The sequence below is a fragment of the Desulfobulbus rhabdoformis genome (genome assembly GCF_016919065.1).
Classification (GTDB): domain Bacteria; phylum Desulfobacterota; class Desulfobulbia; order Desulfobulbales; family Desulfobulbaceae; genus Desulfobulbus; species Desulfobulbus rhabdoformis.
The window spans coordinates 37,791-45,810 of record NZ_JAFFQA010000044.1; the positions used below are offsets into that span (position 1 = coordinate 37,791).

An 8,020-nucleotide genomic window follows, 5' to 3' on the forward strand; every position below is an offset into this window, starting at 1 on the left:
GAAGGAAGGTGGACAATGAGTGAAACAGGTCAAAGTCGTCATCTCATCGGGCGACGCAAATTCCTCCAAATTTTAGCCTTTGCCGGTGCGGCCGGCGGTCTTTACGGATACGGATTGATGCGGGCTGAAAGTCAGCCTCAGGTTGTGCGGCAAAGTCGCACCCTGATGGGCACCCAAATCAATCTGATCGTCTACGGTCCAGATCAAGACCAATGCCTGCAGGCAACTGCAGCTACTTTTAACCGCATGGAAACTCTGGAACAGATTTTTAGCCGACATCAGGTGAACAGCGCCCTCAGTCAGCTGAACGCCCAGGGCTCCCTGATGGAGGCCCCAGATGCTCTTCTGGAGGTTCTGGGGCTGGCTGATCAGATCAGCAGGGCCACAGAGGGCGCCTTTGATGTCTCGGTGCTTCCCCTGTTGCAGCTCTATGAGAAGACGCGTGTTCCCTCAGCCGTCGAAGTGGCGGAGGTTTTACCTCTGGTCGACTATCAAAAGATAAGACGTGAAGGGCCGGGAATACGTTTGTCTGCGCAAGGGATGGCCATAACCTTAGATGGCATTGCCAAGGGCTATATCGTTGATCAGGGCGTCGCCGCTTTACGCGGAGCTGGATTTTCCAATGTCTATGTCGAGGCGGGTGGTGATCTCATGGTCAGTGGCGCAAAACCCGCAGATGCTCCCTGGCGTATTGGTGTCCAAAATCCCCGACCGAAGTCCGCTCAGACAATGACCGTTCTTGAGTTGAATACCCCCCTGGCGGTAGCCACCTCCGGTGATTACATGCAGCCGTTCTCCGAGGATCTGCGCAATCATCACATTCTTGACCCAAGAAAGGGGTTTTCGCCGCCAGAGCTTGCCAGCGCCACAGTGACGGCGCCATCCGTGGCCTTGGCCGATGGTTTGGCAACAGCATCTATGGTTCTGGGACACCAAAAAGCGATTGAACTGCTCCAACAGTTTGCGGGTTGCGAAGGATTGTTCATCGATAAGCAGCTCAATGCGTATAAAACATCAGGTTTTCAAGGCTGATATGCAAACATTCACCATTCGCCGCGGTCTCGACATTCCCCTAGCAGGCGCACCGAAACAGCACATAGGCACGGGACCGCCCGTGGAGGAGGTCGCCCTGGTCGGTGACGACTATCCAGGGATGAAACCGACCATGCTGGTCAAGGAAGGTGAGCGGGTCCGTCTGGGGCAACCATTATTTTCCGACAAAAATAATAACGAAGTCCTCTTTACCGCGCCCGCAGCTGGCGAAGTCAAGGCCATTCACCGCGGTGCCAAACGTCGTTTTGAATCTTTGGTTATTGCCATCGACGGTGAGCAGGCCGTGGATTTCGGTACCTCCTTTTCCTCTCCCTCCTCCAAGTCTCCTCAGGAGTTGCGTTCCTTGCTCCTGCGCTCCGGGCTTTGGACAAGTTTTCGCGCCCGTCCCTTTGGTAAAATTCCCGCAGCGGATGCCACACCCAGCTCTCTGTTTATTACAGCACTTGATACTACACCACTAGCTGCCGATCCCTTGGTGATTGTGCAGCAAGAGCCGGAATTGCTAACAACCGGTCTGGAATGTTTGCTGCGACTGCTTGCTGTGCCCATCCACCTCTGTGTGCGTCCCAATGCCCAGCTTGAAGAATTTTTGATTCCAGGCGTTACAGTGCATGGCTTTGAAGGACCGCACCCGGCTGGGCTCGCATCGACGCATATCCATTTTCTGGACCCGGTGCGTGCGGGAAAGCAGGCTTGGCATCTGGATGTCCAAGATGTTCTTGCTTTGGGGTATCTCTGTAAATTCGGAGTATTGCCAGCGACCCGAGTCATTGCTCTTGCCGGGCCTGGCGTGCAAAATCCACGTTTGCTGTCAACGCTTCCCGGCGCCTCGGTAGAACAGCTCTCGCGCAATGAGCTGCACGCCCAGGGAAGCTGGCGGCTCCTTTCCGGTTCTGTGCTGGATGGCCGTGTTGCTCAAGGCAATGTCGGTTACCTGGGGCGCTATCACCGGCAGGTTGCGGCGCTTGGCGAAGATGACGGTAGGCAGCTCTTTGGTTGGCTCATGCCGGGAAACGATCGTTTTTCAAAAACCGGTTTGTTTGCCTCCAGGTTTTCCCCGGGAAAACGATTCAAGATGATCACCGCCACCTGGGGGGGAAGACGAGCAATCTACCCATTGGGCGTATACGAGAAAGTGATGCCGCTGGATATCATCGCCACCTCGCTTTTAAAAAGTCTTGCTGTTGGTGACACAGAAAAATCAGCATCGCTGGGGGGGCTGGAGTTGATAGAGGAAGATCTTGCCTTGTGCAGCTTTGTCTGTCCCGGGAAAAACGAATTCGGGCCTATGCTGCGCTCTGTGCTCGATGCACTTGAAAGGGGTGAGTAGCGGTGGAGGACCACGCGCCAATTCACTTCACAAGTGTCTTTCTACAGCTCTATGGTTCTTTGTAAGGTGCGATAATTATGAAATTTCTTCGCGATATATTTGATAAGCTTGAACCCAGGTTCACCAAAGGGGGCCCCTGGCACCGCTGGTATGCCCTCTTTGAAGCGACGGACTCCTTTTTGTTTCACAGCAGACGAGTCACCCACATCGCTCCCCATGTGCGGGACGCAGTCGATTACAAGCGCATCATGATCACCGTGATTATCGCTTTGATCCCCTGTGTAATCATGGCCCTGTGGAATACCGGTTATCAGGCTAACAGCGGGCTGCAGCAACTTGGTCTCCAGGTTCCTCCTGGCTGGCGCGGAGCGATCATGGCCCAGGTTGGTTGTGATCCAAACAGTGTTTTTTCGAATATGGTGTATGGTGCACTCTACTTTTTGCCCATATATCTCGTCACCGTTGTCGTGGGTAGTCTTTGGGAGGGATTGTTTAATCTTATTCGAGGCCATGAGATCTCCGAGGCCTTTCTGGTGACCAGTTTGCTCTTTCCCCTGACCCTGCCGCCAACGATCCCTCTCTGGCAGGTGGCTTTGGGGATTAGCTTTGGAATCATCTTTGCCAAAGAGGTCTTTGGTGGCGTCGGGCGCAACTTCATGAACCCAGCCCTGGTCTCCCGAGCCTTTCTTTACTTTGCCTACCCTATCTCCATTACAGGTGATGCTGTCTGGGTTCCGGTGGATGGACTGACCAGTGCCACACCGCTGGCACATCTCGCTGCATCACCAACGGGATTTTCCCCTTCCGATCTCTCGCTGAGTTGGACAGATGCCTTTGTTGGTATCATGCCGGGCTCAATGGGAGAAACTTCGGCCCTTGCCTGTCTGCTGGGGGCGGCATTTTTACTCTATACAGGCATTGCCTCCTGGCGAATTATGGGATCCATGGTTCTGGGGGGGGGGCTGGCAGCTTTGCTTCTTGCAAATCTTTCGACACAGGGCAATGGCCTGCAGACTTTACCAGCCCACTGGCATCTCGTCCTTGGTGGTTTCGCCTTTGGAATGGTCTTTATGGCGACCGATCCGGTTTCGGCAGCGCAGACACCCCTTGGTCAATGGATCTATGGTCTGCTGATTGGCATTCTTGCTATCGTGATACGCGTTGCTAATCCGGCCTTTCCCGAAGGGGTAATGCTGGCCATCTTGCTGGGCAATGTCTGCGCTCCCCTGCTGGATCATTTCGTTATCCAGGCCAATATCAAGAGAAGGAGGCTGCGCCATGGCTGAAGAATCCGTTGCCAGACCCTTTTATACTGTCCTGGTCCTGGCCCTGGTCTGCTCGGCTTTGGTTGCAGGAACAGCGGTTGGCTTGCGACCATTTCAGGAGGCCAACCGCAAGGTCGATCAGCAAAAGAACATCCTGCGCGCAGCAGGTTTGTTTAACCCCGAGGAAAAGGTCGTCGTCCAGTTTCAACGATTGATTCAACCCAGGCTGGTTGACCTGACCACTGGTAGGTTTGTCGATCAAACAATGCAGGATGCGGTTAAGCTTGAAGAAAAGAGGACGCTGACCCGCGATGAGGATCCGGCCGGTCTTTTCCAACTTGAGCGCTATGTACCTGTGTACCTGGTTCGGCAAGAGAATGGGTATGGTCAAATCATCTTACCTCTTAGAGGGAAGGGACTGTGGTCGACTATGTATGCCTATGTAGCCCTTGATGCCGATTTGAATACCATTCGTGGCATCAGCTTTTACGAACATGGCGAGACCCCTGGCCTTGGTGGTGAGATTGAAAATCCGAGTTGGCAGGCAGGTTGGCAGGGCAAACGAGTGTATGACGCGGATGATGCGGTTGTCTTGCAGGTGGTCAAGAGCGGTAAGACGGATGGGGTGAGTGCCGAGCACCGCATTGATGGAATCTCAGGGGCCACAATGACGGGCAACGGCGTTTCAGCCATGCTGCAATTCTGGTTTGGGGAGAATGGCTTTGGCCCCTTGCTGCAAACGCTGCAACACCAGGGAGGACTCAATGAAAGATCGAAAACGTGATCTTCTGCTTCGTTCAATCATCGAGCGTAATCCGATCGCGCTTTTAGTGCTTGGTATTTGTTCGGCGCTGGCGGTTACCTCACAGATGCAGACGGCCTTTGTCATGTCCGTCTGCGTAACTCTGGTGGTTGCCTGTTCAAGCTGTATTATTTCTCTGGTGCGAGCGCAAATCCCCAATTCGGTACGTATCGGCGTTCAGATCACCGTGATTGCTACCCTTGTCATTTTGGTGGATCAGGTGCTCAAGGCTTTTTACTTTGATTTGGCCAAACAGCTCTCGATATATATAGGCCTGATCATCACTAACTGTATCGTCATGGGACGAGCCGAAGGCTTTGCCATGTCCAACCCACCACTGAACAGTTTTCTGGATGGGATTGGTAACGGCCTGGGCTACGGATTTGTCTTGATGAGTGTTTCGTTTATTCGGGAACTCTTTGGCTCCGGGACTCTTTTTGGTTGGGAGGTGCTGCCGCTGACCACCAATGGCGGTTGGTACGTGCGTAATGGACTGCTCCTGCTACCGGTAAGCGCGTTTTTTATCATTGCGCTGATTATCTGGCTTTTGCGGACCATTGATCCGGTGCAACAGGAGAAAGACTGATGACACAGTATTTGGATATCATCATTCGTTCATTATTCATCGAGAATCTGCCGCTGAGTTTTTTTCTCGGCATGTGCACCTTTCTGGCGATTTCCAAAAAAGTGAAAAGTGCCGTTGGCCTGGGGGCCGCGGTGCTGGTATTGATGGTGATCACGGTCCCGGTGAACAATCTTATTCTCACGCGTCTTTTGGAACCCGGCGCCCTTGCCTGGGCCGGGCAGCCCGATATGGACCTCACTTTTCTTGGTCTGCTCACCTATATTGGGGTGATTGCTGCTATTGTCCAAGTCCTTGAAATGACTCTTGATCGATTTATGCCCGCACTATATGGAACCTTGGGCATCTTTTTGCCGCTGTTGACAGTAAACTGTGCCATTCTTGGTGGCAGTCTTTTCATGGTTGAGCGCAAATACAGTTTTGCAGAGAGCATTGCCTATGGTCTGGGGGCCGGGGGAGGATTTTTTCTGGCCGTAGTGCTGCTTGCAGGTATTCGTGAAAAATTGGAATATGCCGATCCTCCTGCCGGTTTGCGCGGCCTGGGCATGACCTTTATCTGTGCCGGGCTGATGGCGCTAGCCTTCATGGGGCTTGGAGGCTTCTAAAGGTACCTGAGAAAATTTGCCAGAAGCAAACCGGATGTAAGTACAGCGGTGCAATAGAGGAGTTGAAACAATGACGGAAATAATCGGTGCAGTTCTCACCTTTCTGGCTATCCAGTTGGTACTTGTCACCTTGATTGTCACAGCGAAACGGTTGCTGCTCCCCGGTGGCGAAGTGGTCATTACCGTCAACGATGATAAAGAACTCTCCGTTAAGCCGGGCGGTAAATTGCTGACGTCACTGGCCCAGGAGGGAATCTTTCTCTCTTCTGCCTGCGGTGGCGGTGGAAGCTGCGGTCAGTGTCGTTGCCTGGTGGAAGAGGGGGGAGGTGCCATTCTGCCAACGGAGCAGGGAAAGATCAAACCAGTTGATGCCCGGCGTGGCATGCGTCTCTCCTGTCAGGTGCCGGTCAAGCGAGATCTGAAAATACAGGTTCCAGCGGAGATGCTTGAGACAAGAAAATGGCAGTGTACGGTTCGTTCGAATCGCAATGTCGCCACCTTTATTAAAGAACTGGTCCTGGATTTGCCGCAGGGGGAAGAGGTGAACTTTAAGCCAGGAGGCTATATTCAGATCGAGGTGCCGCCCCATGCCCTGGAATATAAAAGTTTCGATATCGACGAAAAGTTCCTGGGTGATTGGACCAAATTTAAAATGTTTCAGTACCAGTCCCGCGTGCATCAGCCAGTGAGTCGCGCCTATTCCATGGCCAACTATCCCGGAGAGAAAGGGATCATCAAGCTCAATGTGCGTATCGCCAGTCCGCCACCGCGTGGACCTCTGGGGATTCCTCCGGGGCAGGCCTCTTCGTATATCTTTAACTTAAAAGAAGGCGACGAGGTGACCATTGCCGGTCCCTTTGGTGAGTTTTTTATCGAGGAATCCGACTCAGAGATGATCTACATCGGCGGAGGTGCTGGCATGGCTCCTCTGCGAAGCCATATCTTTGAACTCTTTAAGGCGAGAAAAACCCAGCGTAAGGTTTCGTTCTGGTACGGGGGGCGAAGCGTTCAGGAACTTTTTTATATGGAAGAGTTTGAAGCTCTCGCCAAAGAACACGATAACTTCTCTTTGCATGTGGCTCTTTCGGATCCGCAACCTGAAGATAACTGGCAGGGATTAACCGGATTTATCCATCAGGTGCTCTTTGAAAACTACCTTAAAGAGCATGAGGCTCCCGAAGATATCAATTACTATATGTGCGGCCCACCTGTGATGACCCAGGCTGTGCTCGATATGTTGGATAATCTTGGGGTAGAGCCCAGCAACATCCATTACGATGATTTTGGAGGCTGAGATCCATGCTGCAGTTGGCTTTCCTTTTCTTGATCACCTTGTGTACCATGGTCGCATTTTCTGGCATTATTATCTATGTGCGCAGTCGTCCCTCCAAGAAGCCGGGACCCAGTGAAGAAGGGTGCCATAGTCAGAACGGGGGAAGCTGCTGCAGTTGCTCGTCGAATGGACTTCGTGCCTCCTCTTCACAGCTGCCTATGTATCGCGAGTGAGGGGCAAAAAACTCCCCCCTGCCAGCCGTACGGCTGGCAGGGGGGAGAATGAAAGTGGATCTCTTAGTAATCTTCATTACTGAGCACATCACTCACATCAATGCAGCGATTGGACTCTTCTTCGGTTAGATCCTCTTTTTTCTTGATCACTTTAATATCATTAAACTGACAAGCGTACTGTTTCCCCTCTTTGTCTCGAATCCAGACCATTTCTTCATAACCAAGACCGGATTTACCCTCGGGTGAACCTTTTCCTTTTTCTGTCATCTTGTTCTCCTTTGTGTGATTGGCATCAGATTTCAGGAACATAAGCCAATTATATGTACGATTCCCCATAATTGGCAACCCTAGGAAGGTTCTTTTTTAACCGAGAGTACTGCAGGTATGACGATTTGGATGCTGCTTAGGCTCTGGGGGCTCTACTCTTCTTAGGGGACAAAAAACGGAAATAGAGAACCTCGAGAAAGGGGCTCCGATCTCCATCATTTAAAAAATTGCATGATGCCATCGATGAATGCATTTTGCTATGTCCACGACCCTGCGCATTTTTCAAGAACGGTGATTTGAGAATGCGCGGGAAAAGCGATCTCAACGAGCAAAAAGCTCTTGCCCTTTTGTTTCATCCATGGTTAATTAGCGCCTCGCCGCTGCCGAGCAGCATCAACGCAGCGACGGAAGCGCTTGCAACCAAACAAAAAAAGGTTGACAGCGATTCAAAAACATGATAGACTGATTGACGCAGCTTGCATCGCAAGCGCTTTTGATCTTTGAAAACTGAACAGTAAGAGCGGGCCAAGTAATTTTGGTTTTTTGATTGATTAGCACCAATCATTTGTGATTGGTCAGGATATTAAACTGGAGAGTTTGATCCTGGCT

9 protein-coding genes are annotated in these 8,020 nt (G+C 51.9%); 8 read left to right on the forward strand and 1 reads right to left on the reverse strand.

From position 1 onward, the window contains the following. Positions 1-15: 15 nt before the first annotated feature. The 7 genes from JWJ90_RS18385 (at position 16) to nqrF (ending at position 6,932) form a co-directional block, all read left to right on the forward strand. Positions 16-1,032, forward strand: coding sequence for an FAD:protein FMN transferase (locus JWJ90_RS18385; protein WP_205228681.1), 1,017 nt, complete (start codon positions 16-18; stop codon positions 1,030-1,032). A gap of 1 nt (position 1,033) precedes the next feature. Beyond that, positions 1,034-2,383: a Na(+)-translocating NADH-quinone reductase subunit A gene (locus tag JWJ90_RS18390; protein ID WP_205228689.1), complete on the forward strand. Its 1,350-nt coding sequence runs from the start codon at positions 1,034-1,036 to the stop codon at positions 2,381-2,383. A gap of 77 nt (positions 2,384-2,460) precedes the next feature. Next, on the forward strand, positions 2,461-3,669 hold the full coding sequence (locus tag JWJ90_RS18395) for an NADH:ubiquinone reductase (Na(+)-transporting) subunit B (protein ID WP_205228682.1): 1,209 nt from the start codon (positions 2,461-2,463) through the stop codon (positions 3,667-3,669). Continuing rightward, the gene (locus JWJ90_RS18400; RefSeq protein WP_205228683.1) at positions 3,662-4,432 is read left to right on the forward strand and encodes a Na(+)-translocating NADH-quinone reductase subunit C; all 771 of its coding nucleotides are present in this window, start codon (positions 3,662-3,664) and stop codon (positions 4,430-4,432) included. Before JWJ90_RS18395 ends, JWJ90_RS18400 begins: the two co-directional genes overlap by 8 nt. Beyond that, positions 4,413-5,036, forward strand: a complete 624-nt coding sequence (locus JWJ90_RS18405) for an NADH:ubiquinone reductase (Na(+)-transporting) subunit D (protein ID WP_205228684.1) — start codon at positions 4,413-4,415, stop codon at positions 5,034-5,036. Before JWJ90_RS18400 ends, JWJ90_RS18405 begins: the two co-directional genes overlap by 20 nt. Then, positions 5,036-5,638, forward strand: coding sequence for an NADH:ubiquinone reductase (Na(+)-transporting) subunit E (nqrE, locus tag JWJ90_RS18410; protein ID WP_205228685.1), 603 nt, complete (start codon positions 5,036-5,038; stop codon positions 5,636-5,638). Before JWJ90_RS18405 ends, nqrE begins: the two co-directional genes overlap by 1 nt. A gap of 70 nt (positions 5,639-5,708) precedes the next feature. Beyond that, on the forward strand, positions 5,709-6,932 hold the full coding sequence (gene nqrF, locus JWJ90_RS18415; RefSeq protein WP_205228686.1) for an NADH:ubiquinone reductase (Na(+)-transporting) subunit F: 1,224 nt from the start codon (positions 5,709-5,711) through the stop codon (positions 6,930-6,932). Positions 6,933-7,207: 275 nt separating this feature from the next. On the opposite strand, the gene JWJ90_RS18420 is transcribed toward nqrF, so the two are convergent. Continuing rightward, positions 7,208-7,411, reverse strand: a complete 204-nt coding sequence (locus JWJ90_RS18420) for a hypothetical protein (RefSeq protein WP_205228687.1) — start codon at positions 7,409-7,411, stop codon at positions 7,208-7,210. Positions 7,412-7,713: 302 nt separating this feature from the next. Here JWJ90_RS18420 and JWJ90_RS18425 point away from each other — a divergent pair, with 302 nt between their 5' ends. After that, on the forward strand, positions 7,714-7,869 hold the full coding sequence (locus JWJ90_RS18425; RefSeq protein WP_205228688.1) for a hypothetical protein: 156 nt from the start codon (positions 7,714-7,716) through the stop codon (positions 7,867-7,869). Positions 7,870-8,020: the final 151 nt, after the last annotated feature.

Excerpts from the sequence above, each read along its gene's own strand:
- JWJ90_RS18385 (WP_205228681.1), top strand. The coding sequence starts at position 16 with ATGAGTGAAACAGGTCAAAGTCGTCATCTCATCGGGCGACGCAAATTC.
- JWJ90_RS18390 (WP_205228689.1), top strand. The coding sequence starts at position 1,034 with ATGCAAACATTCACCATTCGCCGCGGTCTCGACATTCCCCTAGCAGGC.
- JWJ90_RS18395 (WP_205228682.1), top strand. The coding sequence starts at position 2,461 with ATGAAATTTCTTCGCGATATATTTGATAAGCTTGAACCCAGGTTCACC.
- JWJ90_RS18400 (WP_205228683.1), top strand. The coding sequence starts at position 3,662 with ATGGCTGAAGAATCCGTTGCCAGACCCTTTTATACTGTCCTGGTCCTG.
- JWJ90_RS18405 (WP_205228684.1), top strand. The coding sequence starts at position 4,413 with ATGAAAGATCGAAAACGTGATCTTCTGCTTCGTTCAATCATCGAGCGT.
- nqrE (WP_205228685.1), top strand. The coding sequence starts at position 5,036 with ATGACACAGTATTTGGATATCATCATTCGTTCATTATTCATCGAGAAT.
- nqrF (WP_205228686.1), top strand. The coding sequence starts at position 5,709 with ATGACGGAAATAATCGGTGCAGTTCTCACCTTTCTGGCTATCCAGTTG.
- JWJ90_RS18420 (WP_205228687.1), bottom strand. The coding sequence starts at position 7,411 with ATGACAGAAAAAGGAAAAGGTTCACCCGAGGGTAAATCCGGTCTTGGT.
- JWJ90_RS18425 (WP_205228688.1), top strand. The coding sequence starts at position 7,714 with ATGCGCGGGAAAAGCGATCTCAACGAGCAAAAAGCTCTTGCCCTTTTG.